Origin of the sequence: Aeromonas sp. HMWF017 (assembly GCF_003061465.1) — a bacterium.
Taxonomy (GTDB): domain Bacteria; phylum Pseudomonadota; class Gammaproteobacteria; order Enterobacterales; family Aeromonadaceae; genus Aeromonas; species Aeromonas veronii.
Genome location: NZ_QAJD01000127.1, coordinates 23,656 through 50,598, shown reverse-complemented (window position 1 = coordinate 50,598; position 26,943 = coordinate 23,656). Strand labels below are relative to the sequence as shown.

The following is a 26,943-nucleotide window of genomic DNA, read 5'->3' as shown; positions in this document are numbered from 1 at the left end:
TTCTTTTACGTGATGAATGGTTTCTAGCAACATGCCGCCTGTGCCGCAGGCAGGATCGTAAACACTTTCGCCTGCTTGCGGATCTAGGATATTGACCATTAAGCGCACAATGGTGCGCGGGGTATAGAACTCACCGGCTTTCTTGTTGGCTTTATCCGCAAAGCGTTTAATCAGGTATTCGTATGCGCGGCCCATATCATCGTTACGAACACTGGCTACGCCCATATTCACTTTATTGAAGTGATTGAGCAGCGTAGCTAAGAGCTCATCAGATAGGCGCTCTTTGTTGGTCCAGCTGGCATCACCAAATATGCCATGCAACTTCGGGTTGGCTAACTCGATGCCTCTAAACGCATCCTTCAATGCCTGGCCAAGGTCTTTGGTTTCGGCAAAGACATCTTTCCAGTGGCAATATGCAGGAATTTGGATGCGGTGGAACATATCGCTTTTGGCAAGCTCTTCATCACCGACTTGCTCCATCGCCTCAAGAAACTCTTCGTCGTACACATCGCAGATACGCTTGAAGAACAAGATGGGGAATATGTATGTTTTGTAGTCAGAAGCATCGATGGGCCCGGTGATAATATGAGCGGCATGCCAAAGGTGGGCTTCAAGGTCTTTTAGGTTAATCAGAGTCATTCATTTTTCTCTTGTCGATACTGCGACGCTGGAACCTTTTGCAGCAAATCAGGCTCTTCACAGTCACAAAGTGATTGTGCTGCGACTAAGTCCGCTATCCCTCACTACATCGGCTATTTGCATCTTGTACTTGCCCATCAATCGGGCAAGGTCAAAGCCGTCGTTACGGTTGCATCCTTAGACTGTTGCCGCTATTGGATTGAGTTGACTGCCATTCTACCGCCTTGCTCGGATGCCATAAACCGTTATGGATGCTTTTGGGGCGATGTTCTTGTGGCAAATGAGAGGTGACGGACTATTTGGTCAGTAGGTCAATGAGGGGGCGATGGATGTTTGGCTGATGGTGGCGCGTGGGGTGAATCCGTACTGTGTTCCCCTTATCCTGCATGCATGTGATCAGGTTGCGCTTATTGTGCTGTGACAACATGGCTGCCAGCTAGATGAGCCATCATGTTTGGGGTCTACCTGCGTCTTGTTTATATGTATCAAAAATGGTGGTTCCGGTGGTTCAGTGGTTCCTACACCCCGCCAGCCCTCGCCACGACTGGGTTTGTGGGTGAGCCAGTCTGCCGGGAACCACTGGTTCCGCGAACCAGTGAGCAGTTCAAGCCTCAACATGCCTTTGAGTTTGGAACCACTGGAACCAGTGCGGAACCAGTCACATTTAATTAAGTGGTTCCGGCTATAAGCCTTATGTAGCCAGAGATTGCGCTATCTAGAAACCAGTGAACCAGTAGAACCACTGTTTTTTTCCCTTTCACGTGCGCGAGCCTTGAAGAAGGGGCCGCACTTGGCAGCCCCTTGATTCCTTCTGGTTGGCCTATTCTGTCTCGTCAGCCAACACCAGATCGGTCAGCACATAGACCCGTGCCCGCTTTCCGGTCGGGAGCGGCCTCAACAACTGATAGCGCCCTTCACCATTAAGCAGGTATCCCGCTTTGGCTGATAGCTTTGCGGCCTTCTTGGCATCGCGTCCGCTGGTGATCTCAATCCAGCCTGATGGGTCAACCCAGAACTCCAGCGCTTCATTGGTGCCCTGCTTGGGATTACGCCGATAGCCCACCGCATTTGCCGGTCGGTGGTTCGGGTCGCTCAAATCAACAAAGCGGGTGTACTGGTGAGCCCGCATAAAGGCGCGGATCTGCATCAGGGTGGCGGCGTCCTCCTGGTTACCCAGATGTCCCCGCTCTGCCAACCATGCCTTGAGGCAGACTCTCACCGCCCTGATAGCTTCCCCCTCTGGCCAGCCTGTCACGCCCAGCTTGGTAGCCAACTCGCCGGCTGCGGCCACCAGTGCGAACCGGTTGATAGCGCGGCCTACCTGGTTGCCTGCGCCATGCGGGGTTAACTCAGTGGCAAGGCGCTTGATCTCACCCCTAAGGTGCTCGCGGTGCGGCTCCATATCGTTCGTCAGCCCCTTCACAAAGGCGTGAAAGGCGGTGCCGTGCTGGCTGTCGGCGCGGGCCTTGAGCGTATCGGCGAAGCTGCGACCATCCGCCATACCATGCAACCGCTCAAATGCGCCATGCTGCCCGGTGTCGCTCGGGATCTGGATGGTGCGCACCTCCATTCCTGCTTGTGTGCGCGTACCATCTTCAGAAGCATGATCTTCAAGGCTCAATTCGCCAGTGGAGAGGAACAGCAAGCGCCATGCCTTGCGCTCCCTCAACTCCCCATCTTGCTTGAGACGGCCTCTACCTTGGCCGTTTGCCAGCATGTAGGCTGTTTTTCCCACATCCTTCCCGGCCTGCTCCCCAATTTCATCCAGACAGAGCAGGGCATCATTGCGGCGGTTGGCGATTCCTTCGATAGCGTTACCGGTTGCCCGCCACGTCTGACAATAGCGATCTGGGTTTCCGTAGACACTGGCTGCGGCCTTCATGATAGTGGTCTTGCCGTCGGTACTCTCGCCCTTGAGGTGGAACCCACCGCCCTCCATGCCTACCAGAGTCAGCAGTGGGGCCGCAAAGGCGAGCGACAGCGCAAAGCACAGCCGGGAGTTACCCACGGCCAGCGCCGCCACACCCTGTTGCCATTCGGCCAAGGTGCCGCGTTCGGTAAAGTCGCTGGCTGCGTAGCCAGTTGTTTGCAGGATCACCCCCTCAGCGTCAGGTCCTATTGACCCTTGTGGCAGCACATAGGCATTACCATACCAGCCGGTACGTTCCACACAGGTGATCCGCTTATCGGGCTGACAAGCCATCAGGTACTCGGCGAGTTTACGTTTGCGGCCCAACTCAATAAACGGCAAGCCCGCATCCAGCAGGGCAGTGAAGACCTCTTCACTGTTGCGCGGGATCAAGGAGCGAACAGGCATCGACCATTGGCGTGTTCTTCCCGCGCTATCTTGCCACTCCAGCAGGCGGCCATAGCCACGGCCATGCTCATCACTGGTTTCAGCCAGCACCCGGAGCGGGCTGGATATGGGTACCAGTTCTTGCCTGGCATCGTTTCCCCGTCCAACCGTCTCCCAGGCGCAGAGGCGATTGCCTTGGAAATCAAACCCGTTTGGCAAATCCGGCACGTACGCTGATTTATCATGGCGATCAGGGTGAAGCGGTAGTACTTCGGCCTGCCAGTGCTCCGGTTCCTTCTGGCTAGCTTCTTTGGCTTGGGGGTTAGCAGTGCTCGGTCTGGCGCTCATGATGGCCTCCTTGGTTGCGTTCAGCCCGTGGGTTTGGTGGTAGTCGTTCCAGTCACCGGCAACCGGTGGCAGGGCTACCAGCCCGCCTACGGTTGAGGCGGCTTGTTCGGCCTTGGCCTTGCCGGGGTTGCCCTTGGTGTTGGTGTCATTGTCGCCACACAGCAGGATCCGGGCCTCAGGATGCTGGCTGCGAGCAATGGCGGCCACTACAGCCAAGTTGCCGCAATCCATCGCACAATAGACCGTCGCTCTGGTAGCCAAATGAACCGATAGACCGGTGGCATAACCCTCGACAATGGCAATCAACTCCCCACCCTCGATACGGTGAAACGCTCCGGCCTTCTGTCCGCCCGCCAGATAACGTTTGCTGCCGTCATGGCTGATCAGCTGTACGTTCACCAGTTCGCCAGCCTCATTGGTCAACCGGATCACCGCGCTACCGGCCGGGTAGTTCTTGTCGCCCACACAGATCGTGGCGCGATTCACCGCATTCAGGCGTTCGGCAAAGCCCTTGCTCGTCAGGTAAAGGGACTCCCCCTGCTCACAGTCGCGGAGAATGGCAGCAGCACGGCGGGCAGCCTGCTCACGCTGTTGCTCGCCCCGCTTGCGCGCCTGCTCTGCCTTGGCTTGCTGCTGCTGACGAATGCGCTCACGTTCAGCCGGATCCAGCCCACCGGCAGACAGGCCCACCAAAGGGGCAACCAGTTCGGCGGCCTCCTTGGGGGTCTTGCCCATAACCTTGCAAACCAGATCCAGCCCGTCACCTGCCCCACACTGGTTGCAGATGAAGGTACCGCGCCCCTCCTTATCATCGAGCCGAAACCTGTCCTTGCCATCACAACAGACAGGGCAGGGGCCATGCTTGCCATGGCGCGGGGTGTCGATACCCAGCTCCGCCAGCAGTTTGGGCCAGTGGCCACAGGCTGCGGTGACCGCATCCGAAACAAAGGTTTTAGCTAGAGTCATGATGACTACCCCTCGTTCACCTGTACGACGTCGTTCGGTTGATGCCGTTGACCATGGACACAGGGATGCTCCTTCCCGGTGTGCCACGAGCTGAGAGGTTCAGTCGCCAAGCTGTTGATTTTGGGCAAAGCTTCGCCCTGAGCGATACGCCCATTGCTTGCAATGATCATGTTTAAACCTCGGTTAGGTAGCGTGCAGGTGACGGGCGATTAATGCCTGGCCAAAGGGAATCGCATTGCGCGGCTGGCTCACGCGATTGATATGGCGGTAAAGCACATCCTTCCTTGAGATCCTGTGGTGAAGGCGTATCTCGAGAATAGAGTGGTGGCAGTTCAGATAGCGCAACCCAACATGAGCAGACAAGGCACCAGCGTCTTTGGTACGACTTTCCTGCAAGTGGTGAGCGGCCAATTCCAGTTTGGTGCTATGGCCGGTTGGTTGAATGCTGCCGCCCACTGGCTTGGGTTGGGTCGTGCCGTTCTTCGGTACTGCCTTTTTGGGAGAGTTCATCGCAGTCACCTATGCCGTCGAATTGCGAGCAGCAATACGGGCCGCCATCCATTCAACCACTTCAGACTCTAAAAATGCGACGGACCGACCATGTTCGCTCAAGCGGATGGTTTTCGGGAAAGAGCCTTGTGCCATCAGATCGTAAATACTTGATTTGCTCAGGCCGGTGCGCTGGATCACTTCACGAATACGGATCAGGCGTTGGGTGGTAGAGCTATCCATATATGACCTCACTCGTCATTAGTGTCAGAGGGGTCATTAAAGGGTGTAACGGTCTTTAAAGGCTAGGGGAGGAGGCAATTAAAACCTCCCCTAGGTTTTCGTACAGGGGGATCACTACAGTAGGTGTTGTCCCCAGATTCGCGGAGAAGTGAGAGACGACGTCCTTGAGAACTAGTGGAGGGATTTTTTACTGGGCGTTTTGGGCGCGCCACCGTTAGGTTTCCAATTTGCAATTGCCGCTAGATCTTGAAGATCCTTTAATGGTGTACCTTCACTATCGACCAAGCCGAAGTTGTCAGCATTTTTCGTGAGGAATTTCAGTAGGCTCTGTTTGGGCGTTCTGCCGGGTTGTTCAATGTAGTTGTGCCAAGCTGAAGCTGCCGCAGCTAGCTTGGGAGCGTAGCGGTCATGCTTAGGGTTTAGAAATGCGAGCTGGCGATCTTGCTCGGCTACCTTTTGCTCCAACTGATGTACCCTCTCGGCGAGTGTGACGTTCTGTTGGATAAGAGGGGTTGGCTCCTGACTTTGGCTGTGTGAAATGCTCACTGTGGAGTTTGAGTTGCAGGGATACTTTCTATGATTTGTCAGGCACTCAGACATGAACGAGACAACAGACATTGCTAGCAAATAATTATGTTGCTGATAGTGCGTAGATTTTCTGTGGTATTTAAACGCGATTTCTAATGAGGGTGCTTTTTCTAACATTAAGTCATCTTCCGTGTAGTGCCTTGTTTGTGTTTCCGGATCTGGCAGGGAGATGTTCTCACTCTCCCGCCAAGATACTCCCGCAAAGTTGTCGGTTTACTCGTTGACCTGGAGTACTTTGGTACCGCTAGCCAAGGACAGATTTACCCTGGCTAGCCTGCTCAATGTGATTGCTCCACCAACTCATCATGGTTACCCGCTGCTCGAAGTAGTCGGAGCGGTTAAAGGCGAAGTGGATCTTGCTTTCATTGATATGTGCCAGTGCAGCCTCAATGACATGAGAGGCAAAGCCTTGATTTAACAGAATGTTGCAGCCCAATGAGCGCAATCCTTGGGCCACTAATCGACCTCCGTACCCCAGCTGTTTCAGGGCTGTATTGGTGCTTCGGTTGCTGATATGGATGTGTGGGTTGCTATAGCTGGGGAACACATAGGGCTGATGGCCGCTGATTGGCTTCATACGTTCCAATAGCGCGATCGTTTGCGGGGTGAGCGGAACCCGGTGAGGGCGATTCTTACTCATCTTGTCGCTGGGAATAATCCAAATCTTGTTCTCCAGATCAATCTCATCCCAACGGGTACCGGCAGATTCCCCTGGACGCACCAGCGTATGAAGGTTCCATTCAATTTGGCTGCGAATGGTGTGATCGAGGCGCCCGGCTGCGATGTCAGTCATCAGCAAAGAGAGTTCGTCTGGTGTGATGGTGGGCATGGACTTCTTGGTGGGCTTCTGGAATTCCTCGCGAATGGCAGAGCAAGGATTAGCATCGATCAGGCCGAGGTTAACGGAATAGTCGAGAATTGCGTTAATCCGCTTACAAAGGCGTCGTACAGTCTCATGTTTGCCATCAGCCTCAATCGGACGAAGTATCTCAATGATTTTGGGAGCTCGTATCTGATCGATGGGCATGGAACCTATGAAGGGCAATACATACAGCTCAAGGGTGCGCCACGAGGCTGCTGTATAGGCTTCACTGACACAATTGTGTTGCAAGGCATAAAGCTTTGCTGCAACAAAAGCCACTGAGGGGCCACCGTCAAAATGGCTTGTTTCAGACTTAGGGATAAAGCGCAGGTAGGGATTGGTTGTTGGTTGTTCCATATTCGTCTCCAATGGTCGTTATTGACGACTGTATTGGAACACGTCGAAGCACCCTCAGGGCAACAGCCTCAGGGCTCAGGGTATGGTGTTCAGCAGGGGGGAGGGTATAGCTAAACCCTCGCCATTACTGGATTTGATACCCTCAGGGGCGGGGACTTTGGATTTCTAATCTCTGGGCTCGGGTATTGCTATTGAGCCATCGTTCAAAGTGTTCCAACACCTAACGGGATAGCAAAAGTGGTTGTAAGGTTTACCACAGTGTTTAACTTGTGACTTGTTGTGACATGCTGGTTTACATGAGAGGAATCCACTTGAGTTTAATTAATCTGGTTTTGTGAGCGTCTCTTAGCCAAAAGTTCATATTCTTAACGTGAAAAGGAACGTTTTTTTGTAACACTGGAAGGTGGAGACTTCTAAGGGCGGGCCACTATCGATATTGCTTCAGCCCGCTTATAAGAGCTACAGCGCGGATCTTGCCGTAGCCATTCGAACATGTCTTTGTTGCGAGGGTATGTATCTTTGTCGTTAGGATCCCAGTTGTTCCCCCAAGCATACTCTTGCAGTTCTGCCACCAATTGAAGGGATGGTGTTAGGTAGCGAAATTTGGGGGCTTCTGCCATGTGGTTTACGGTCTCACTTTCAGCTTGTTGCTGGAGTTCTACTGTTGCTACAACTGGTTTGGCGAGAGTTGTGTCTTGCTCGTTTGATTTGGCGTCATATGAGAGGGAGTGAGCGGTATTGTAAGCCTTGGGATGGGGGTAAATCTCGGTGAGGACATTAAACAGCTCCGGATTATATACTTTCAGTCCTTCTATGTTTTCAACAAGCCATGGCCATAAGTCATCGGCTTTGAAAGTAGCGTTAGAAGGCACAGCTCCCTTCATCAAAGCAGCGTTAATATTATCAATACCGATGATTACTTCACTCATACAAGATTCCTCGTCCTTGTAGAACTTGACTGAAACAGGTTCAGGGTCTCGATGTCCCCACCTTAAGTTCTCAAGTAGTGCATCCCTTACGATTGCTGCCAGCCCCCATTCGAGATTGTGTACTTCGGCCTCAGTTAACTCGCTATTATCCAGAGACGGGTCGATACCAGCGACTATCAGACTAGCTCTATTCGCAGAGACAAATTTATTAATGCGGATGGATGTTTTATTTATCATGCGTGTTTTTTGTGTAGGACTTTGTTGGGTTTGAAAGACCTGCGGGCAAGGTTTTCCCGCTTTTCTCTCCGTCGAGATAGACCCGGTGGGATTCGGTTTATTCGTTGACCAGTTTGAGCGCCTTAGTGCCGCTTGCCAGAGACAGGCCTCCTTGGCTGGCGTTCTCTATGTGGTCACTCCACCAGCCCATCATGATCACCCGCTGCTCAAAGTAGTCAGAGCGGTTGTAGGCGCGACGGATTTCGTTCTCATCGGTGTGGGATAGTGCGGCCTCAATGGCGTCAGGGTTGAAGCCCTGTTCGTTGAGCGTGGTACTCCCCAGCGAGCGCAAACCATGAGCCACGAGTCGCCCGCCATAACCAAGCCGTTTTAAGGCGGCATTGGCACTTTGGTCGTTGATGTGACCAAGCGGATCGCGGCGGCCAGGGAACACAAAAGGACGGTGGCCGCTGATCGGCTTCATGCGCTCCAGCAGAGAGAGAGCTTGCGGGGTCAGCGGAACCCGGTGGGGGCGATCCATCTTCATCCGCTCAGCAGGGATATTCCAGACTTTGGCGTCAAGGTCTATCTCATCCCAACGGGTACCGGCTGATTCGCCCGGGCGCACCAAGGTATGCAGGCTCCATTCAATTTGGCAGCGCGTGGTCGGGTCTAACCGACCATTGGCAATGTCAGCCATCAAAAGCGGTAACTCGTCCGGTTTGAGGGTCGGCATGTGCTTTTTGGCTGGCTTCTTGAAAACCTTGCGTATCGCTGAGCAGGGATTGGCATCGAGCAGGCCATGGTTAACGCTATAGTCGAGGATTTCGTTAATCCGCTGACAAAGGCGGCGTACAGTCTCATGTTTGCCATCTGCCTCAATCGGACGAAGTATCTCAATGACTTTGGGTGCTCGGATCTGGTCGATGGGCATGGAACCTATGAAGGGCAATACATACAGCTCAAGGGAGCGCAACGAATCTGCGGCATAGGCTTCAGTTACATCATGGCGTTTGAGATCCAGCCACTTAGATGCCATGTGTTCAAAGGTGTTGGTGCTGGCTTCTTCCATGGCTTTGACCATGGCGGCCTGTTCTTCTTTGTGGAGCTTGGGATCAATGCCTTGGGCCAGCAGGGCGCGAGCCTCTCGCAGTAGTTCACGGGCTTGGCCAAGGGACACCTCTGGGTAAGTGCCAAAACTCATGTTTGTGCGCTTATTGTCAGAAGGCTTTGAATATTTGAAGGCCCAGAGCTTTGAACCCGCTGCACTGATCCTCAGTTCTAACCCATCACCATCGCGCAAGGTGGTCATCTGGCCTTTCGCCTTAGCGTCTTCGGATGGCTTGGCGTTCTTAATTTTTGGGTCGGTTAATCTGCAGTTACCTGTTTCGCGCCTCTTTTTCTCCACCGTCACCTTAATGCTCCTTAGTACCATCGAATTTAGTACCACCAACCTTGTGGTACTAATTATAGTACTAGTGAAGCTGGTTTTAGGCGACCACTTCAGACTTCATCGGACAACAAAAAACCCGCAAAGCCTTACGCTGTGCGGGTTTCTGTACTTCTTCGTTCCTTCTAGGAACAATATTTGGTGGAGCTGGGGGGATTTGAACCCCCGTCCAAAATTACTACATCCTTGGCACTACATGCTTAGTCACTCTTTACATTCGCCAACCCGCTGCGGAGAGACACGCCACGAATTGACTAGCTCGATTGGTTTTAATGCTTCCGCCCCGAGCAGGACTTCCACACGATCCTGTGAAGGATGACCTTCCGATTCCCTAGGACACAGGCAAGCTAGGGTAGAAGGGCTCTATGCAGGTTATTAAGCTGCTAGTGCGTAGTTTTCGTCGTTTGCGACTATTTTTTTGCGGTTTATTAACGAGGCCTACCGCACCTCGGCATGCACCTTGGGTTTCGTGAATCTTGTCGAATCCAGAATCAGCCCCAAGTTGTTAATTGCGATTGTACGCAAAAATGCTGTCATAGCAAGGCGTTGATACCCATTCCCTCTGGCAGCCAGTCTGTTTGCCGATTTATTGTACGCAGCTGAGCCTGAAGAGCCAGCTGCGCTGGGGGAAGGTGAACCGGCGTCCTGATCCTGCCAGTCGCAGGTTAGCCGCGATGCTTGTTCTTCATGATGCGGGCTTTTTCCCGATCCCACTCGCGGGCCTTGGTATCTTCGCGCTTGTCGTGCTCTTTCTTGCCCTTCACCAGGCCGATCTCGACCTTGACCCAGCACTGTTTCCAGTAGAGGGCGAGGGGAACTATGGTGTAGCCCTGACGGGCAATCAGGCTTTCGAGCTTGTCGAGTTCACGACGGCTCAGCAGCAGTTTGCGGGTGCGGGTCGGGTCACATACCACATGGCTGGAGGCCGCTTGCAGTGGCAGGAAGCTGGAGCCGAACAGATAGGCCTCGCCATCGCGGAAGATGACATAGGCTTCGCTGATGTTGGCCTTGCCCGCCCGCAGGGATTTGACTTCCCACCCTTGCAGGGACAGACCCGCTTCGATCTTCTCTTCGATGAAGTATTCGTGGCGCGCGGTTCTGTTGAGTGCAATGGTGCTGGACCCGGCTTTGTTTTTACTGTTTTTTTTGCTCATGACGGGCGATTTCCGGCAATGACTAGGAGGCTCGTATTATACGTAGGCAGGGGCGGCTGTAAAACGCGCAGCAGGTCAAGTGGTGGCTTTCTGAGCGGTTTGGCTGAGGTTTTACCTCCACAACCCCAAACATGGTGATAAAATCGCGCCGATTGGATGAGGAAAAGCCATGCCCCGAATTACGCGCAGTGCCCTGGTGATGTTCAGTGCAGAACAGATGTTCAAGTTGGTTAACGATGTGGATGCCTATCCGCAGTTTTTGCCCGGCTGTGTCGGCAGCCGTGTCCACGAGGCTGGCGATGACTACATGATGGCGTCGGTCGATGTGGCCAAGGCGGGGATTGCCAAGACCTTTACCACCCGCAATCAGCTGGATGTGAACCGTCAGATCAGGATGGAGCTGGTGGATGGCCCGTTCCGCAAGCTGGCGGGCTGGTGGACCTTTACCCCGCTCGATGTCGACGCCTGCAAGGTGGAGTTTGATCTCGATTTCGAGTTTACCTCCAAGCTTATCGAGGTGGCATTTGGTCAGGTGTTCCGCGATCTGGTGAGCTCCATGGTCTCCGCCTTCTCCAACCGGGCGAAGGAGGTCTACGGTGTCTGACCAGCTCAACATCGAGGTTGTCTATGCCTTGCCGCAGCAGCAGACGGTGATTGCCCTGCGGGTTGCGCCCGAGACCTGCGTGCTGGCGGCCATCGAGCAGTCCGGCATCGTACAAAAACACCCCGAGATTGACTTGTCGGTCAACAAGTTCGGCATCTACAGCCGACCGGTGAAAGGGAGCGAGCCGCTGCACGACGGCGATCGTATCGAGATCTACCGCCCGCTCATCGCCGATCCCCGCGAGATGCGTAAAAAGCGCGCCGAGAAGGCCAAAGAGGAGGGGAGAGCCGATAGCGTGACCGGTGGTCGCCCCGATGTGCATCGCAAGCTCCGCGAGTAGCGCTCAGGTTCTTCTTGCAGAAAAAAGGCGCTGAGGCGCCTTTTTTTGATCCCGTTAGCCGGTGAGCTGGCCAAGGGGATATCAAGAGAGGGCTGCTTCTGCCACACCCAGTCGTGCACGGGCCCAGGCGGCCAGTAGCTCTACCCCGCTTTGCATCACCCGCTCATCGAAATCGAATTCGTTGTGATGGTGCGGCGCCGCCAGATCGGCCCCCAGGATGAGGTAAGCCGCTTCGCCCCCCTGCTTTTGCACCCGCTCCATCAGAAAACCGGCATCTTCGCTGGCGCCAAAGCGGCGAGTCTGGATGGTGGCGAGTCCCTGCTTGCGGGCCAGCGCCGCCAGCTCGGCCTGCAGTGCCGGGCTGTTGTCGAGGGCAATGGCCTCACCCTGCTTGATGATGCGATAGGTGACACCGTGGGCGAGGGCTGTCCCTTCGACGATGCGCTGTACCTGACTGAACATGTAGTCGTTGAGCGTGCTGTCGGCGCCGCGGGTTTCACCGCGCAGCTCTGCATGATCGGGGATGACGTTGCGGCCGCTGCCAGCGTGAAGCTGGCCGACGTTGATGCGGGTCATGCCATCGCGGTGGCGGGGAATGCCGAGCATGGCGGTGGTGGCCATGCAGGCGGCTGCCAGCGCATTGCTGCCGGCATTGGGTTCGAGTCCCGCGTGGGCGGCGGTGCCCATAAAGTGGACGTCGAACTTGGTGGAGCAGAGAAATTCGGTGGGGTTGATCACCAGCTCGCCGCTGCCAGCGTGAATACCGATATGGAGCGAGAGCAGGGCATCTACGTCATCGAGTGCGCCACCGGCAGCCAGCGCCTTGCCACCGCGGCACCCCTCTTCGGCGGGCTGGAAGAAGAGCTTGATGCGCCCGCACAGCTGCTCCTTCATCGCCATCAGCTGGCTGGCCAGCCCCATGCCGATGGCGGTGTGGCCATCGTGGGCGCAGGCGTGCATCCACCCCTTGTTGTGGGAGGCAAAACCCTCTTGCTGCGGTTGGTGCTGTTCGGCGTCGGACTCTTCCACCTCCACCGCATCGATGTCGAAGCGAAAGGCCAGGGTTGGGCCGGGACGGCCGGTGTCCAGCTCTCCCATCAGGCCAGTGACATCGCCAATCCGCTCCAGCCAGTCGGGATGGGCTCCCTGACGGCGAGCGCGAGCCTTCTCGGCCGCCACATCCACATCACGCCCCATCATCAGATTGCTGGCCAGCAGCTTGTCGCCGAGCACGATGCGATAACCGAGCTCGCTCAGGTGGTGGGCAATCAGGCTGGTGGTGCGAAACTCTTTCCAGGCGGCTTCCGGCAGGCGGTGCAGGTCGCGGCGCCACAGGATCAGGTGCTCAAGGGTCATCTTGGCTTCCTTGGTGATTCGATTTGTCGGCTATTGTGCCTTTTTTCCCGGCTGACCACACGGGGGCTGCAGCTGGTCGGGGGAGCTGTGCGTGCGAGTGGTGGCTGTTCGGGCCGTGAATAGTGGTGAGCGCCCATAAAAAACGCCTCCACAAGGGAGGCGTTGTCGATAGCTGGTTATCAGGCCGCGTGATGGTAAGCGGAGGCTTCAAACAGCTTCTTGTTGGCCACCAGATCGATGGGGTCAAAATCATCGACGTTGATGGTGCGCAGGCGACTTACCTCGGCGCGGCGCAGCAGCTCGGCTTCGCTCTGGGTCAGCACACCAGCGGCCAGGCCGATGTCGGCCACCTTGTCCAGCGCCATGAAGGGGCGCTTGATGCCATCGCTCTTGCAGACTTTCTCGAACAGCGGCTCGGCGGCCAGCACGTCATCGAGCGCCTGCTCCAGCAGACCGAAGGGGTTGCCCTCTTCGCGAGTCAGGTATTGCCCCTTGGCCAGGCGGCTGCGGGTTTCGCTCGGGGTTTGCAGCAGGCGGGCAACCTGTTGGTCCAGCTTGTCGCACGGACGGTTCAGGTCACGGCCCAGCGGCAGCACCACGGCACGCAGGGCAAGGCCAATCCAGCGGTTCGGGAAGTTGCGCAGCAGCTCGTCGATCGCCTCTTGTGCCTTGAACATGGCATCTTGCAGTGCCCAGTGCAGCAGCGGCAGATCGGCCTGCTGGCGTCCCTCGTCCTGATAGCGCTTGAGGGCGCTGGAGGCCAGATAGAGCTGGCTCAGCACGTCGCCAAGGCGGGCGGAGACCCGCTCCTTGCGCTTGAGCTCACCACCTAGGGTGCCCATCGCCATGTCTGACAGAAATGCCAGGTTGGCCGAGAGGCGGGAGAGCTGCTGGTAGTAGCCCTTGGTCTGATCCTTGTACGGTGCCGCGGCAAAGCGGGCGCCGGTGATACCGAGCCAGAAGCTGCGTACCAGGTTGCTGATGGCAAAGCCGACGTGGCTGAACACCGCCTTGTCGAAATCCTTCAGCGCCTGCTCCTTGTCGGGGTGGCTGGCGGCCAGCATCTCCGGCAGTACATACGGGTGGCAACGGATGGCGCCCTGACCGTAGATGATCATGCTGCGGGTCAGGATGTTGGCCCCTTCTACCGTAACGGCGATGGGGGCACCCTGATAGCCGCGGGCCAGATAGTTGTTGGGGCCCATGCAGATGGCCTTGCCACCGTGGATGTCCATGGCATCGATGATGCACTTCTGGGCACGGTCGGTGAGGTGGTATTTGACGATGGCGGAGATGACCGAGGGTTTCTCGCCAAGGTCGATACCGGTCACGGTCAGGTTGGCTGCGGCGCCCATGATGTAGGCGTTGCCGCCGATGCGGGCCAGCGGCTCTTCAATCCCTTCCATCTTGCCGATGGGCAGCTTGAACTGGCGACGGATGCGGCTATATGCGCCGCTCGCCAGGGCCAGCATCTTGACGCCGCCAGTGCTGTTGGAGGGCAAGGTGATGCCGCGACCGACCGACAGACACTCGACCAGCATGCGCCAGCCCTGACCGGCCATGGCCGGGCCACCGATGATGAAATCGAGCGGGACGAACACATCCTTGCCCTGGGTCGGGCCGTTCTGGAACGGCACGTTGAGCGGGAAGTGGCGACGGCCAATCCCGACACCCTTGATGTGAGTGGGAATGAGGGCGCAGGTGATGCCGAGCTCTTCCTCTTCACCCAGCAGGTGTTCCGGATCACGCAGTTTGAAGGCGAGACCCAGCACGGTAGCAATGGGGGCGAGCGTGATGTAGCGCTTGTTCCAGGTGAGGCGCATACCGAGCACCTCTTTGCCTTCCCACTCGCCCTTGCAGACGATACCGAAGTCGGGGATGGAACCGGCATCAGAACCTGCTTCCGGGCTGGTCAGGGCGAAGCAGGGGATCTCTTTACCTACCGCCAGGCGGGGCAGGTAGTAATCTTTCTGCTCGTCAGTGCCATAGTGTTGCAGCAGTTCGCCCGGGCCCAGTGAGTTGGGCACGCCGACGGTGGAGGCGAGCACGGCGCTGGCACCGCACAGCTTTTGCAGGACACAGGACTGGGCGTAGGCCGAGAACTCCAGACCGCCATATTTCTTCTTGATGATCATGGCGAAGAACTTGTTGTCCTTCAGGTATTGCCACACCTCGGGGGAGAGGTCCGCACGCTCGTGGGTCACTTCCCAGTCACTCACCATGCGGCACACTTCCTCGACCGGACCATCCATAAAGGCCTGCTCTTCGGCAGAGAGGGCGCTGACCGGGATGGCGTGCAGCTTTTTCCAGTCCGGGTTGCCCGCGAACAGATCGGCTTCCCACCATGTGGTGCCCGCTTCAATCGCCTCTTTCTCGGTGCGGGACATCTCCGGCATGATCGATTTGTAGATCTTGAACAGCGGCTTGGTTATTTGATTGCGGCGAAATTCCACCAGATTGAGCGGGATGGCGATCACCGCGAACAGCGCCCATACCAGCAAGGGCACATGACCATAGATGGCGCCAAGCACCAGGGCGGCGCCGGTGACCAGGGTGGAGATGAACAGGGATGCCCGGCGATAGGCCAGGGCTCCGATAACCAGGATCACCCCGAGCAGAGTAAGGGTCGTCGTCATTGCTTGCTCCTTGCGTGAAAGACTGCCAACGTGGCGTAACTGATCCAGAGGTCTGACCTGTTGGATATGGGCTCTGTTGTAATTCATACGCACAAAGTTATCAAGCTGTTTACATCTTCATTACCTTCTCTCTGTGATCCCCATAACGCTCACGCGCCGCCAGCGCTGTGGCTCGCAGGGGGGCGACTGTGCGATTCGCTTGTGCGAGAATAGCCGCGATCTACACGCACACTAAAAACAGTGGAAGAGACATCATGTACCAAGAATTGATCCGCAATGAACTGACCGAAGCTGCCAGCGTGCTGCAGGCCTTCCTGGCAGATGAGCAGAACCTGAAAAACATCGAAGCGGCCGCCAAACTGCTGGCCGACTCTTTCAAGGAAGAGGGCAAGGTGCTCTCCTGTGGCAACGGTGGCTCCCACTGTGACGCCATGCACTTCGCCGAAGAGCTGACCGGTCGTTACCGCGAGAACCGCCCGGGTTATGCCGGTATCGCCATCTCCGATCCGAGCCACCTCTCCTGCGTCTCCAACGACTTTGGCTATGACTATGTCTTCTCCCGCTACGTAGAAGCGGTCGGCCGCCGTGGCGACGTGTTGCTTGGCATCTCTACCAGCGGCAACTCCGGCAATATCCTGAAAGCCATCGAGGCTGCCCGCGCCAAAGGCATGAAAGTGATCGCCCTGACCGGCAAGGATGGCGGCAAGATGGCGGGTCTGGCGGATGTCGAGATCCGGGTTCCGCACTTTGGCTATGCCGACCGTATTCAGGAAGTGCACATCAAGGTGATCCACATCCTGATCCAGCTGGTCGAAAAAGAGATGGCCAAGTAATCAGGCCATCGTCACCAGACAAGGGCAACGCCGGTAGCATGGTTCGCCATCGGCCGGTTGTTGCCAGTCACAGGGGAAGGGATTGCGCCTTCCCCTGCTGTCTGTCGAACCAGCGTGCTGGTCGAACATGACACAAGCCAAATCATGAAAGGAGTCTGCCGGATATGTGCGAACTGCTCGGCATGAGTGCCAATGTGCCGACCGATATCTGCTTCAGCTTTACCGGGTTGATGCTGCGCGGCGGCAAGACCGGGCCCCACAAGGATGGCTGGGGGATCACCTTCTACGAGGGGAAGGGCTTTCGCACCTTCAAGGATCCCGAGCCCAGCGCCCAATCTCCCATCGCCAGACTGGTACAGGCGCTGCCCATCAAGAGCTGCGCTGTGGTCAGCCACATTCGGCAGGCCAACCGTGGCTGCGTGTCGCTGGAAAATACCCACCCCTTTACCCGTGAGTTGTGGGGGCGTTACTGGACCTTCGCCCACAACGGTCAGCTGACCGGCTACAAGAAGCTGCCCACCGGCCGCCACCGGCCGGTGGGGGATACCGACAGTGAGCACGCCTTCTGCTGGCTGCTCGATCGGCTGGAGCAAAAATATCCCAAGCGTCCGGCCAACTTTCCCGCCATGTTTCGCTATCTCGCCACCCTGTGTGACGATCTCAGAGCATTCGGGGTGTTCAACATGCTGCTCTCGGACGGGGAGTATGTGATGAGCTACTGCAGCAACAACCTGCACTGGTTGACCCGCTGTGCGCCCTTTGGCGAGGCGAGCCTGCTGGATGAGGAGGTGGTGATCGACTTTCAAAGCGAGACCACCCCCAACGATGTGGTGACCCTGATCACCACCCGTCCGCTGACTGGCAATGAGAATTGGGTCAAAATGGCGCCCGGCGAATTCAATCTGTTTCGCATGGGGGAGCGGGTGGCGACCAATCAGGGCGTGCCTGAGTGAGATAAAAAAATACCAGGGTAGATTCCTACCCTGGTTCTTCGCAGCAGCCATAAAAGGCAAAAGGGATGAGAGGTGTTGCTGAGCATCATCACTCTGATGGCATCGAGTGTTGATCAATTGTTAATTTGCAGCAATGAAGTTGTTGTCTTGACGGGCGTTTCTGCGTCGCTATTTTGATGCCGATCACATTTTTTGCCACTTTATTCCCTGAGCCATCCAATCGGGTGCTTCATCACTGCCTGGCCGTGAGCCACGACATCGAAAACTATCTATAGTATGGTCTGTTTGAATACTGTTCAGGAGGAGCCTCGCATGGAGTGGGTGGATCGCAAGGTGTTGCAGCAGCTGGCAGAGGATATCGGTCCGGATATGCTGCCCGTGGTCATCGCAGTCTTTATTGAAGAGGTGGGCGAGCAGCTGAGTCAGCTCAGACCCCTCTATGAACAGGGAGAGTGGGAGGCGCTGGCTCGGGTGGCGCACAGCATGAAATCATCCTGTGGCAGCTATGGCGCCATACCGAGTTATCAGCAGGTGATGGCGCTGGAGATGGCCAGCAAGCAGGCCGATGTGGCCGAGGCAGAGCGCCAGTTGCAACTGCTGGAGGCCTCCTTGCCCCAGGTGCTGGCGTTTCTTGCCGATTATCAGTAACGGCGCCATGCAGGGATGCCGGGGCGCCGTGACCGTTGCCTAACGCTGGTTGAGCAGTTGCTGGATGATCCGGTCCAGCGCCAGTTTCAGCTTCAACCGATCGTGCCGATGGGGCAGCTCAAGCTCGCCCAGCTCGGCTTCGATCACACGCCCTTGCCAGTCCCCCGCATCACCCGCGCCCTGTGGGGTCAGGATGGCATCCAGCCGACCCTGACCGACCCGGGACTCCAGCCAGCGACACTGACTCATCAGGTCCAGCTGGCTGGCAGGACCGTTTTCCGCCACCAGATTGCAAACGAAAACCAGCATGGCGCTGCTCTCGTTGATGGCCTGGGCGATCTCGGCCAGCAGTAGTGGCGGCATGATGGAGGTAAGAAAACTGCCCGGCCCAAGAATGATCATGTCCGCCTGCTGTAATGCCAGCACCGCTTCCCGGGTCGCTTGCACCTCCGGCATCAGGCCGAGGGAGAGAGGCGGTGTTGCCAGTTGATCGATGGATACCTCTCCCAGGATCTGGGTGCCACACTCCATATGGGCGCAGAGATCGGTGGGAAATTCAGACATGGGTAGCAATTGTGACTCGATTTTGAGCATGTCACTGATCAGCTTGATAGCATCAAGAGGACGGACACAGAGATTATCGAGCGCCAGCAGCATAAGGTTGCCAAGGTTGTGGCCCGCCAGCTCGCCCTTGCCGGCAAAGCGGTATTCGAACAACAGGCTGCCGATGCTGGGATCGGTCACCAGCTGGTTCAGGCAGTTGCGCAGATCGCCCCAGGCGATGCACTCCTGACTCTTGCGCAGGCGTCCGGTCGAGCCACCATCATCTGTGGTGGTGACGATGCCGGTGAGCCGTTGACCGAGAAACGAGAGGGACGAAAGCACTCGTCCCATGCCGTGGCCACCACCGATGGCAACGACCCGATCGAAGTCATTGATGTTTTTTTGCCACATATGGGCGTCCTGTTATTGGTCTCAGTTGACCGCTATGTTAGCAAGCGAAGCGAGATAATTGTTTGATAAAGGTATGATTTTTGCTTGAGGCTGCCATTCGATAAAACAAGGAGATGGTGTTGAAATTTCTGACCGTTCACTCCCTCGCCCAGAATTCATCGCTGGCGGCCCAAGATATCTGCGCGCAGCTGCGCCACCATGCCGATCAGGCCCCCTCCCTGCTGTTACTCTATTTTACCCAAGCCCATGACGGGGCGATACTGCGCGACGCGCTCAAACGCCAGTTCCCGACGACCCGCCTGCTTGGGTGCAGCTCTTGCGGTGGTGTCATGACCGAGATGGGACACCACGCCCGAGACGGATATGGGCTGGCCGCTGCTGCCCTGTACGACGAGAAAGGGGCATTCGGGGTGGCCGGTGCCAGCGGTGACGGGGTGGATGTGCGGCAGTTGCTGCGCCGAGCCATGAGGGACTGTGGTCGGCCGGGGGAGCTGCCCCAGTTGATCCTGTTTCATGCCAGTCCCGGCAAGGAAGAGGGGCTGCTGGCCGGTATCGAGGCCGAACTCGGTGCCTCGGTGCCGGTGGTCGGTGGATCCGCGGCTGATAGCAGTGTCAGCGGTGACTGGCAGCTCTGCTGGGATGAGGCGGTGGCTCAGGATGGCATCGGTCTGGCGGTGCTCTATCCCGATTGCCAGCTGGCCTTTCAGTTTCACTCGGGCTATGTGCCTGCCGAATTCAGCGGCGAGATCACCGCCTGCAACGGGCGGGAGGTACTCACCATCGATCACCAGCCAGCCGCCGAGGTCTATGCCCGCTGGTGCGGGCGCGAACAGCCCTGGCCGGTAGGGGCGATTTTGCGGGAGACCACGCTCACCCCGCTGGCCCGTCAGGTGGGAGCGCTGGATGGCATTCCTTACTACAAACTCTCCCACCCCGAAGCGGTGACTGAACAGGGCGGGCTGCGGCTCTTTACCGATGTGGTGCAAGGGGAGCGTCTGCTGTTGATGTACAGCAGTCAGGAAGGGTTGTTGCAGCGCAGCCTCAATGCCATGCGCGTCGAGCCCGGGTATGGGGTCGATGTGGAATTGCAGCCTATCGGCGCTCTCATCATCTTTTGTGCTGGTTGCCGTTTGGCGCTAGGTGATATGTTGTGCCAATTTGTCGAGCAGAGCCAGGCTCGCCTCGGCAAGATCCCTTTTATCACCCCCTTTACCTTCGGCGAGCAGGGGCGGCTGCCCAATGGCGAGCTGGCTCACGGCAACCTGATGGTATCGAGCGTGATTTTCCTGACCCGTTGAGTCGGCAGAACATAACAGAGCAGGCAACAAGATGATTGGCAACAGTGAACTGGAAGCCCTCGGCGACAAATTGCAGACCACGCTGGTCGACCTTATGCGTTGCCGTGAGCGCGAGGCCAAGTATCGTCACGAGTCCCAGACTCTGCTGGGGGGGGTTGCCACCCTCGCCGATGCCAAGACGCTGGAGCAGGTGCTGGAGAGCCTTATCCAGGTGCTCAAACCCTTTATCGGCTTTGAGCACGCGGATGTGGTGGCCTGGGAAGGGGAGCAGGGGTGTACCCACCTCAGTACCGAGCCTATGCTCGCTGCCCGCAGTTGGCGCATGACCCCGGCATTTGCCCGCGCCATCTCGGGTGAAACCCTGGTGATTTACGATCCCGCCCAGCTGCCCGAGCTGGCGCCGCTGGCAAGCGAGCCGGGGTGGGCCAGCGTGATGCTGACCGGGCTGCAGGCCCCAGGTTTTACCGCCACCCTCATCTGCCGCCACGCTCGGGCGGGCACCTTCGATCTCACCAGCAAGGCCGCCATGGAGCGTTGCCGTCCGCTCATCGCCCAAGCGCTGGTCAACATCACCTATCGGGCCCGCTTGCAGGAGCAGGTCGCGGTAAAAACCGAGGCGCTGCAGGCCAGCGAACGCCGTTTTCGCAGCTTCGCCGCCATGGCTTCTGACTGGTTCTGGGAGACAGATGCCGAGCATCGCCTCAGTTATGCCTCTGAGCCGGGTTATCTGGATGAGATGACCCCGCAGGCGACCCGGCCGACCCTCTATGACTACGTCTGCAACAAGCAGAGCTGCGATGCCCAGAAATACCTGCAGCTTTTGGAGCTGCGCCAGCCGGTGCGAGGGGTGCGGATGCAGGTTGCGCTGCAACACGGCCCCTGCTGGATGGAAGTGAGCGCCGAGCCCTGTTTTGACCATGATGGCCTGTTTATCGGTTATCGCGGCACTGCCCGGGATATCAGCAACCAGATCCGTAGGGAAGAGGAGCTGGCGAGGGCACGGGATGAGGCCGAAGCGGCCAACCGTGCCAAGTCCCAGTTTCTCGCCATGATGACCCACGAGATCCGCTCGCCCATGAATGCGGTGTTGGGGATGCTCGATCTGGTGCAGCATGCCGAGCTGGCGCCGGAGCAACAGAGCCTGCTGCGCCATGCCACCCACTCGGCCAGATTGCTGCAAACCATCATCGACGACGTGCTCGATTTTTCGAAAATTGAGTCGCAAACCCTGGTGTTTCACTGCGAGACCCTGCAACCCGTCCAGCTTTGCCAATCTCTGGTCGAACCGCTGCAAGCTCGCGCGACCGCCAAGGGGATTGCGCTGGTTTATCGGGTCGATGAGTCGGTACCCCGGGAGTTACAGGGAGATCCGATGCGTCTGTCGCAGGTGATGGGCAATCTGCTGGACAACGCCCTCAAATTTACCGAACAGGGGCAGGTGACACTGCACCTGGGTTGGCAGGATGAGAAGCTGCTGATCTCGGTCTCCGACACCGGGATCGGGATCGCTGATGCGGATCAGGCGCTGCTGTTTGAACCCTTCTCCCAGGTCGACAACTCGGCCACCCGGCGTTTTTCCGGTACCGGCCTCGGTCTTGCCATCAGCAAGCGTCTGGTGACGCTTATGGGGGGAGAGATCCACCTGAAGAGTGAGCCGGGCAAGGGAAGCTGTTTCTGGTTCGAGCTGCCCGGTATGGCGCTGCCTTGTCATAGCCAGCCGCAGCGGGAGGAGGGGGCTTCGGCACTACTGCCACTGGATGTGCTGGTGGTGGAGGACAGCCCGGTAAATCAGCTGGTGGTATCGCTGATGCTGCAAAAACTGGTGGGCAAGGTACGGCTGGCTGCCAATGGTCTGGAGGCGCTGGCGCAGGTGGATGAGCAGCTCCCGGATCTGATCCTGATGGATATGCGGATGCCCCTGATGGACGGACTGGAAGCCACCCGGCGCTTGCGTGAGTTGGGATGTACTATGCCTATCGTCGCCCTGACGGCCAATGCGATGGCGGAGGACAAGGCGTGCTGTCTGGCGCAGGGGATGGATGACTTTCTCGCCAAGCCTATCACCTTGTCACGGCTGAGAGAGTGTTTGCAGCGTCACTTTGGTCAGCGGTTGCCGACGCGCGGATAAAAAAAATGGTCAACTTTGTGGGTTGACCAGTTCTTCAGCAAATACTGAAGAGAGCACGGGATAAATCGGGTTGTATCATTCTATATGAAAAATCTGTGCCAACTTTTTTGGGACTCTTTTGTGTTCAATTTTGGCCGTTTAGCGCAGCGGCTCTCTCTTGTTATGGCGTTTTGCGTTCCTACTTACTCGCAAAATGCGAATTTCACATTTTCATTGTTGGAATAATTGCATTTTGCAACGCTGTTTTTGTCATTGTGAAATCAGGCGATGCAGGAATTTACGGGCTGCTTCGCTGTTTTGTTTGGCAATCAGCATCTGCTTTTCATAAATCGGCATCGGCAATATCTCGAGCCAGCGCTGGCAGAGCCAGGCGGCATCTTCAAAACGCTTGTCCGGATAGAGCTCATCAAGCTCCGGATACTGCTCGAACACTTCCCGCAGGCGATTGACCAGCAGCTTGTCGTTGAAATCTGAGTGGGTGCTCGGCCAGTTGGGCAGCATCTCCACCTTGGCCCGACGCAGGCCCATCTCGTCTGTTTCCATCTCGTGGATGCAGAAGCGCTCCAGTCCCAGTACCGTCACCCCTAGCAGGCCATCATTAAGGGTGTAGAAGTCGGTCACCTTGACCCGGGTGCCCACCGGCAGAATGCGGCCGGATTGTCCCGAGGTGGTCGACTCTTCCATCACGATGCCAAAGCCCTGATCGTTGATGAATGACTCCTTGAGCATCTGCAGGTGGCGTGGCTCGAACAGACGCAGAGGAAGCTTGCCGCCCGGCAGTATGTGGGAAGGCAAGGGGAACAGTGCCAAAGGTTGTAGTTTCATGTTCCATCCTCCATTGAGTAGTTGCTGAATATGACAATGCAGCGACTGTGCCAGAGAATGAAAAAAGCCACCGGAGGGTGGCTTTTCGGGCGGTTGAGGGCGCTTAGTTGCGCTGCTCCAGATACATGACAGCCGCTTCCACGCGGCTTTGCGCCTCGAGTTTCTTCAGCAGGCTCTTCACGTGAACCTTGACCGTTCCCTCGGAGATATGGAGTACCGAGGCGACCTGTTTGTTGGAGAGGCCTTTTGCAATTTCGCGCAGGATTTGCATTTCGCGACGCGTTAAGCTTTCCAGCTTCTGCTGCAGGTGATCCAGCTCGTAGATGTTTTCGAGATAGGGGCGTAGCGGTTCGCTCAGAATCTGCTTGCCGGTCATCACGTCGGCCAGCTGGGCCAGCAGCAGATCAGGCTCGGTATCCTTGAGCAGGTAGCCGTCGGCACCGGCCTTGAGCAGAGCCACCACATCCTGACGGGCATCGGAGACGGTGAGGATCACCACCCGGGAGGTGATCTCTTCGGCCCGCAGCGCCTTGAGGGTATCGAGGCCGGAGAGCCCCTTCATATTGAGGTCGAGCAGGATCAGATCCGGCTCGGACTCTTTGGCCAATGCCACGGCATCTGTGCCGTTGGAGGCTTCACCGGTCACCTCCATGTTCTCTTCCAGAGCCAGCAACTGCACAATCCCTTTGCGCATGAGGGGATGGTCATCTACGACCAGAACTGTGTATTTCATCTCGTCCATCAGGCGTCTCTCGCTAGACTGGTGGGAAAGGTCAGATGCACGCAGGTGCCTTGTGGTTGCTGCTCGTTGATGGTCAGCAGACCGTGCAGTTTGCTGGCGCGCTCGTTCATGATGCTCAACCCGTAATGGTTGATCGCCGAGCTGGCGAGTCCGATCCCGACACCGTCATCTGAAATCTGAACCTCAATGTTACCACTGGCGAGGGTCTCACAGCTAACATCAATCACTTGCGCGTTGGCATGTTTGATGGCATTGAGCACTGCCTCACGGATCAGCTGCAATATGTGGATATGCTGGCCCGCCTCCAGGTCGTTGTCGGCCAGTCCGTAATGGAACCGGATTTCGGCCTGGGTCTGAGGCTGCAGTTGATCGAGCATGACGCGGATCGCTTCCCCCAGATTGGCATCGCCAATGGTGAGACGGAAGGTGCCGAGCAGTTCGCGCAACTGGGTATAGGCATTGCTAAGCCCCTCGTCGATCTGCTGCATCGCCTCCCGCGCCTTGTCATGCTGCCCCTTGGCGTAAGAGCGTTTGAGCAGGGTAGACTGGATCTTGAGGTAGGAGAGGGCCTGCGCCAGCGAGTCGTGCAGCTCCCGGGCGATCACCGCCCGCTCCTCCATCAGCAGCAGTCGCTGCTGTTGCAGCAGGGTCTGGTCTTTGTGCAGCACCTGAGCCAGCAGCATGGTGAAGTTTTTAATCAACCGCTCATCGATGGGGTGCTGGCTGATGATGTCGAGGCGGCCAAACTCCTGCTCATCCATCTGCAGATAGAAGCTGGCGACCGCATCGAGATCACCGGGCCAGCCGGTGCGCCCCGAGATATAGACCGGCATGGCGTTGTGCTCGAAGCGGGTCAGCCGGATGTGGTCGATATGCTGGTGGGCGGCTGCGCGGTCCAGCAGTTTGATGAGGGTACGGGTGCTGAGCGGGGCGGCGTGCAGCTTCTGGGCGGTCGAGTAGAGAAACGAGAGGGTGTCGTTGGCCTGTTGCAGCTTGGCGGTTTTCTCTTCCACCTTGTTTTCCAGCTCCCGATAAAGTTTGCCCAGCTCGTCCGCCATGGTGACGAAGGCGCGCGACAGCTCCCCCAGCTCGTTTTCGCCGTGGGCGGGCAGTTGAAGATCGAAATCCTGCCGCTGGATCTGGCGGGCGCAGTAGACCAGCTGGTTGAGGGGGGCGACCACCTGCTGGCGGGTGAAGCGCACCGTGAACCAGGCGATGGTGATGATGGCCAGCAGGCCGAGCCCCTCTGCCAGTGCCAGCATCCGCACCTTGAATTCCACGTGGTACTGCATCTGATTGACGAAATTGTCGATGGCAGCCACAAACTGCTCGGTGTTATCGGTGTACCGTCTGGGGGTGCGATCCTCGATGTGCTGGCGCATCACCTGCCACTGGCCGAGCACCTCGCCATAGGTGCGACGCAGGGAGGCGGGGGTGATCCAGCGCTGGGTCTCCTGCAGCTCTTCGGCGTGCAGGGTCTCTTCAAACTGGGAGAGGCGCCCCAGCACGCTGTCGCCCCGCTCGATTTCGTAGGCCATCCGGTAGGCCTGCATCCGCAGCGAACCGGAGAGGTTGATCGCCTTGGCATCGGGTACCGAGTAGAAAAGGGTGACCATGGCGACCAGCGCGATCAGGCTGGCCATAAAGAGGATCAACACCATGGCGCGGCCAATGGCACTGCTGACCGAATGGACCCTGAACCGTTTTCCCATACTGATGCGCACCTCTGAATAGTGATAAGGACCCCGCAAGATGCGTGGGAGTGTACTCCAACTTGTGTTAGCATCGAAAAACTAGATGAACTCCGAGCGGTTTTGCCTAAGTCCTAGCGATAGGGGGAAACCAGCCGTCAGCCGACGTTCGAGCTGTAAGGGTCAGGAAAGAAATGCCCTGGCCTCCCGTATTTGGAAAGGTGTTTATGTTGCCACTTGAAGATGGTTTTTCCCGTCGTTTTTACTATTTGCGTCTGTCAGTGACCGATGTGTGCAATTTCCGTTGCACCTATTGCTTGCCTGACGGTTATCGACCTCCAGAAGGTCACAAAGCGGGGCGTCAACCCTTTCTCTCGATTGACGAGATCCGCCGTGTGGTCAGCGTTTTTGCCGCCATGGGTACCCGCAAGGTGCGCATCACGGGGGGCGAGCCCTCCCTGCGCCGCGATTTCACCGAGATCGTCAGGGTGATTGCCTCTACTCCGGGTATCGAGAAGGTCGCCATGACTACCAACGGCTATCGCCTCAAGGAGCGGGCCCAGGAGTGGTTTGATGCAGGACTCAACGCGCTGAATGTCAGTGTCGACAGTCTCGACCCGCGCCAGTTTCACCAGATCACCGGTGAGAACAAGCTGGCGGAGGTGATGGAGGGGATCGAAGCAGCACTGGCCGCCGGTTTCAAATCGGTGAAGATTAATGCGGTGCTGCTCAAGGGGCTCAACGACTACCAGCTTGATGCCTTTCTGGGCTGGATCAGGCACAAGCCCATCGAGTTGCGCTTTATCGAACTGATGCAGACCGGCGAGATGGATACCCTGTTTCGTGACCATCATGTCAGCGGCGAACAGATTAAACAGCGCTTGCTGGAGAGCGGCTGGGTGCAGCAGTTGCGGGGCACGGATGACGGTCCGGCGCAGGTATTCATGCATCCGGAATCGCAGGGTGGGGTGGGGCTTATCATGCCCTACAGCAAGGATTTCTGTGCCGGTTGCAACCGGCTGCGGGTCTCCTCGCTGGGGAAGCTGCATCTGTGCCTGTTTGGTGACAACGGCATCGACTTGCGGGATCTGCTCGGCGCAGATGGACAATCTGATGAGCTGCAACAGCGCATTCGCGCGGCACTGGCGGGCAAGAGTGCTACCCATCGTCTCCATGAGGGCAATGCCGGCATCACCCCTCATCTCGCCTCGATCGGCGGATAACCGCAAAAAATCGCCAACGATTAAATAGCAATCCTCACATGGAGGTATTTTAACCGATACCTCCATTTTTATTGCGCTGCAAGGCTTTGATCTGGCGCAAGAATCCCCCCTGTTTATCTCCCTGGTGGTATATCCCTTACCTTGTCAGGGCCGCAATATACACCCACTCTTATAA

23 protein-coding genes, 1 other RNA gene and 1 riboswitch are annotated in these 26,943 nt (G+C 57.2%); of the genes, 8 read left to right on the top strand and 16 right to left on the bottom strand.

Annotated elements, in window-relative coordinates; all coding sequences use genetic code 11:
• From DBR30_RS12500 to smpB, 10 genes are all read right to left on the bottom strand, one after another.
• On the bottom strand, window positions 1-639 hold a 639-nt coding region (locus tag DBR30_RS12500), incomplete at its 3' end, for a class I SAM-dependent DNA methyltransferase (RefSeq protein WP_146181381.1).
• A gap of 820 nt (window positions 640-1,459) precedes the next feature.
• Window positions 1,460-4,249: a DUF927 domain-containing protein gene (locus DBR30_RS12495; protein ID WP_108588369.1), complete on the bottom strand. Its 2,790-nt coding sequence runs from the start codon at window positions 4,247-4,249 to the stop codon at window positions 1,460-1,462.
• A gap of 183 nt (window positions 4,250-4,432) precedes the next feature.
• On the bottom strand, window positions 4,433-4,759 hold the full coding sequence (locus DBR30_RS12490) for a hypothetical protein (RefSeq protein ID WP_108541429.1): 327 nt from the start codon (window positions 4,757-4,759) through the stop codon (window positions 4,433-4,435).
• A 9-nt stretch (window positions 4,760-4,768) separates the two neighbouring features.
• The gene (locus DBR30_RS12485) at window positions 4,769-4,981 is read right to left on the bottom strand and encodes a helix-turn-helix transcriptional regulator (protein ID WP_108541430.1); all 213 of its coding nucleotides are present in this window, start codon (window positions 4,979-4,981) and stop codon (window positions 4,769-4,771) included.
• Window positions 4,982-5,152: 171 nt separating this feature from the next.
• Window positions 5,153-5,686 carry a hypothetical protein gene (locus DBR30_RS12480; RefSeq protein ID WP_108541431.1) on the bottom strand — a complete coding sequence of 178 codons (534 nt, stop codon included), beginning with the start codon at window positions 5,684-5,686 and terminating at the stop codon, window positions 5,153-5,155.
• A 127-nt stretch (window positions 5,687-5,813) separates the two neighbouring features.
• Window positions 5,814-6,788 (bottom strand): tyrosine-type recombinase/integrase, encoded by a 975-nt coding sequence (locus tag DBR30_RS12475; protein WP_108541432.1) that lies wholly within the window; start codon window positions 6,786-6,788, stop codon window positions 5,814-5,816.
• Between the two features lie 413 nt (window positions 6,789-7,201).
• Window positions 7,202-7,717, bottom strand: a complete 516-nt coding sequence (locus DBR30_RS12470; RefSeq protein WP_108541433.1) for a hypothetical protein — start codon at window positions 7,715-7,717, stop codon at window positions 7,202-7,204.
• A 334-nt stretch (window positions 7,718-8,051) separates the two neighbouring features.
• Window positions 8,052-9,341, bottom strand: a complete 1,290-nt coding sequence (locus DBR30_RS12465) for an integrase domain-containing protein (RefSeq protein ID WP_258224420.1) — start codon at window positions 9,339-9,341, stop codon at window positions 8,052-8,054.
• Between the two features lie 181 nt (window positions 9,342-9,522).
• Window positions 9,523-9,882: a transfer-messenger RNA gene (gene ssrA / locus DBR30_RS12460) on the bottom strand.
• A 166-nt stretch (window positions 9,883-10,048) separates the two neighbouring features.
• Complete coding sequence (gene smpB, locus DBR30_RS12455) at window positions 10,049-10,537, bottom strand: SsrA-binding protein SmpB (protein WP_005334498.1); 489 nt, start codon at window positions 10,535-10,537, stop codon at window positions 10,049-10,051.
• 169 nt (window positions 10,538-10,706) lie between these two features.
• On the opposite strand from smpB, the gene DBR30_RS12450 reads away from it, so the two are divergent.
• Entirely contained in the window at window positions 10,707-11,141 is a 435-nt protein-coding gene (locus DBR30_RS12450; RefSeq protein WP_005334496.1) for an SRPBCC family protein, read from the top strand.
• Complete coding sequence (locus DBR30_RS12445) at window positions 11,134-11,481, top strand: RnfH family protein (RefSeq protein WP_058059898.1); 348 nt, start codon at window positions 11,134-11,136, stop codon at window positions 11,479-11,481. Before DBR30_RS12450 ends, DBR30_RS12445 begins: the two co-directional genes overlap by 8 nt.
• 81 nt (window positions 11,482-11,562) lie before the next feature.
• Here DBR30_RS12445 and DBR30_RS12440 read toward each other — a convergent pair whose 3' ends face one another.
• Window positions 11,563-12,837, bottom strand: a complete 1,275-nt coding sequence (locus tag DBR30_RS12440; RefSeq protein WP_108588368.1) for an amidohydrolase — start codon at window positions 12,835-12,837, stop codon at window positions 11,563-11,565.
• A 179-nt stretch (window positions 12,838-13,016) separates the two neighbouring features.
• Window positions 13,017-15,473, bottom strand: coding sequence for an acyl-CoA dehydrogenase FadE (fadE, locus tag DBR30_RS12435; RefSeq protein WP_108541436.1), 2,457 nt, complete (start codon window positions 15,471-15,473; stop codon window positions 13,017-13,019).
• A gap of 254 nt (window positions 15,474-15,727) precedes the next feature.
• On the opposite strand from fadE, the gene lpcA reads away from it, so the two are divergent.
• The 3 genes from lpcA to DBR30_RS12420 all read left to right on the top strand — a co-directional run bounded on the left by lpcA (window position 15,728) and on the right by DBR30_RS12420 (window position 17,907).
• Window positions 15,728-16,306, top strand: a complete 579-nt coding sequence (gene lpcA, locus DBR30_RS12430) for a D-sedoheptulose 7-phosphate isomerase (protein WP_005334485.1) — start codon at window positions 15,728-15,730, stop codon at window positions 16,304-16,306.
• A gap of 164 nt (window positions 16,307-16,470) precedes the next feature.
• Complete coding sequence (locus tag DBR30_RS12425) at window positions 16,471-17,259, top strand: class II glutamine amidotransferase (RefSeq protein ID WP_108541437.1); 789 nt, start codon at window positions 16,471-16,473, stop codon at window positions 17,257-17,259.
• 312 nt (window positions 17,260-17,571) lie between these two features.
• Complete coding sequence (locus DBR30_RS12420) at window positions 17,572-17,907, top strand: Hpt domain-containing protein (RefSeq protein WP_019446543.1); 336 nt, start codon at window positions 17,572-17,574, stop codon at window positions 17,905-17,907.
• Window positions 17,908-17,946: 39 nt separating this feature from the next.
• Here DBR30_RS12420 and DBR30_RS12415 read toward each other — a convergent pair whose 3' ends face one another.
• Window positions 17,947-18,861: a gluconeogenesis factor YvcK family protein gene (locus tag DBR30_RS12415; protein WP_108541438.1), complete on the bottom strand. Its 915-nt coding sequence runs from the start codon at window positions 18,859-18,861 to the stop codon at window positions 17,947-17,949.
• A gap of 113 nt (window positions 18,862-18,974) precedes the next feature.
• On the opposite strand from DBR30_RS12415, the gene DBR30_RS12410 reads away from it, so the two are divergent.
• Both DBR30_RS12410 and DBR30_RS12405 read left to right on the top strand, forming a co-directional pair.
• Window positions 18,975-20,159, top strand: a complete 1,185-nt coding sequence (locus DBR30_RS12410) for an FIST signal transduction protein (protein WP_108541439.1) — start codon at window positions 18,975-18,977, stop codon at window positions 20,157-20,159.
• A 31-nt stretch (window positions 20,160-20,190) separates the two neighbouring features.
• Window positions 20,191-22,287, top strand: a complete 2,097-nt coding sequence (locus DBR30_RS12405) for a hybrid sensor histidine kinase/response regulator (protein ID WP_181363568.1) — start codon at window positions 20,191-20,193, stop codon at window positions 22,285-22,287.
• Window positions 22,288-22,536: 249 nt separating this feature from the next.
• Here the strand turns inward: DBR30_RS12405 and DBR30_RS12400 are convergent, their stop codons facing one another.
• The 3 genes from DBR30_RS12400 to narQ all read right to left on the bottom strand — a co-directional run bounded on the left by DBR30_RS12400 (window position 22,537) and on the right by narQ (window position 25,566).
• A complete protein-coding gene (locus DBR30_RS12400; protein WP_005334473.1) occupies window positions 22,537-23,112 on the bottom strand; it encodes an LON peptidase substrate-binding domain-containing protein in 576 nt (191 codons plus the stop codon).
• A 103-nt stretch (window positions 23,113-23,215) separates the two neighbouring features.
• On the bottom strand, window positions 23,216-23,854 hold the full coding sequence (gene narL, locus DBR30_RS12395) for a two-component system response regulator NarL (protein ID WP_005334471.1): 639 nt from the start codon (window positions 23,852-23,854) through the stop codon (window positions 23,216-23,218).
• Window positions 23,854-25,566, bottom strand: a complete 1,713-nt coding sequence (gene narQ, locus DBR30_RS12390) for a nitrate/nitrite two-component system sensor histidine kinase NarQ (protein WP_108541440.1) — start codon at window positions 25,564-25,566, stop codon at window positions 23,854-23,856. Before narQ ends, narL begins: the two co-directional genes overlap by 1 nt.
• 78 nt (window positions 25,567-25,644) lie before the next feature.
• Window positions 25,645-25,785, top strand: a riboswitch (molybdenum cofactor riboswitch).
• On the opposite strand from narQ, the gene moaA reads away from it, so the two are divergent.
• Window positions 25,773-26,768: a GTP 3',8-cyclase MoaA gene (moaA, locus tag DBR30_RS12385; RefSeq protein WP_108541441.1), complete on the top strand. Its 996-nt coding sequence runs from the start codon at window positions 25,773-25,775 to the stop codon at window positions 26,766-26,768. It overlaps the preceding riboswitch by 13 nt.
• The last annotated feature ends 175 nt before the right edge of the window (window positions 26,769-26,943 follow it).

Excerpts from the sequence above, each read along its gene's own strand:
- DBR30_RS12420 (WP_019446543.1), top strand. The coding sequence starts at position 17,572 with ATGGAGTGGGTGGATCGCAAGGTGTTGCAGCAGCTGGCAGAGGATATC.
- DBR30_RS12495 (WP_108588369.1), bottom strand. The coding sequence starts at position 4,249 with ATGACTCTAGCTAAAACCTTTGTTTCGGATGCGGTCACCGCAGCCTGT.
- DBR30_RS12400 (WP_005334473.1), bottom strand. The coding sequence starts at position 23,112 with ATGAAACTACAACCTTTGGCACTGTTCCCCTTGCCTTCCCACATACTG.
- DBR30_RS12425 (WP_108541437.1), top strand. The coding sequence starts at position 16,471 with ATGTGCGAACTGCTCGGCATGAGTGCCAATGTGCCGACCGATATCTGC.
- moaA (WP_108541441.1), top strand. The coding sequence starts at position 25,773 with ATGTTGCCACTTGAAGATGGTTTTTCCCGTCGTTTTTACTATTTGCGT.
- DBR30_RS12450 (WP_005334496.1), top strand. The coding sequence starts at position 10,707 with ATGCCCCGAATTACGCGCAGTGCCCTGGTGATGTTCAGTGCAGAACAG.
- DBR30_RS12405 (WP_181363568.1), top strand. The coding sequence starts at position 20,191 with ATGATTGGCAACAGTGAACTGGAAGCCCTCGGCGACAAATTGCAGACC.
- DBR30_RS12415 (WP_108541438.1), bottom strand. The coding sequence starts at position 18,861 with ATGTGGCAAAAAAACATCAATGACTTCGATCGGGTCGTTGCCATCGGT.
- DBR30_RS12440 (WP_108588368.1), bottom strand. The coding sequence starts at position 12,837 with ATGACCCTTGAGCACCTGATCCTGTGGCGCCGCGACCTGCACCGCCTG.
- DBR30_RS12410 (WP_108541439.1), top strand. The coding sequence starts at position 18,975 with ATGGTGTTGAAATTTCTGACCGTTCACTCCCTCGCCCAGAATTCATCG.
- DBR30_RS12485 (WP_108541430.1), bottom strand. The coding sequence starts at position 4,981 with ATGGATAGCTCTACCACCCAACGCCTGATCCGTATTCGTGAAGTGATC.
- lpcA (WP_005334485.1), top strand. The coding sequence starts at position 15,728 with ATGTACCAAGAATTGATCCGCAATGAACTGACCGAAGCTGCCAGCGTG.
- narQ (WP_108541440.1), bottom strand. The coding sequence starts at position 25,566 with ATGGGAAAACGGTTCAGGGTCCATTCGGTCAGCAGTGCCATTGGCCGC.
- DBR30_RS12480 (WP_108541431.1), bottom strand. The coding sequence starts at position 5,686 with ATGTTAGAAAAAGCACCCTCATTAGAAATCGCGTTTAAATACCACAGA.
- DBR30_RS12475 (WP_108541432.1), bottom strand. The coding sequence starts at position 6,788 with ATGGAACAACCAACAACCAATCCCTACCTGCGCTTTATCCCTAAGTCT.
- DBR30_RS12470 (WP_108541433.1), bottom strand. The coding sequence starts at position 7,717 with ATGAGTGAAGTAATCATCGGTATTGATAATATTAACGCTGCTTTGATG.
- narL (WP_005334471.1), bottom strand. The coding sequence starts at position 23,854 with ATGGACGAGATGAAATACACAGTTCTGGTCGTAGATGACCATCCCCTC.
- fadE (WP_108541436.1), bottom strand. The coding sequence starts at position 15,473 with ATGACGACGACCCTTACTCTGCTCGGGGTGATCCTGGTTATCGGAGCC.
- smpB (WP_005334498.1), bottom strand. The coding sequence starts at position 10,537 with ATGAGCAAAAAAAACAGTAAAAACAAAGCCGGGTCCAGCACCATTGCA.
- DBR30_RS12490 (WP_108541429.1), bottom strand. The coding sequence starts at position 4,759 with ATGAACTCTCCCAAAAAGGCAGTACCGAAGAACGGCACGACCCAACCC.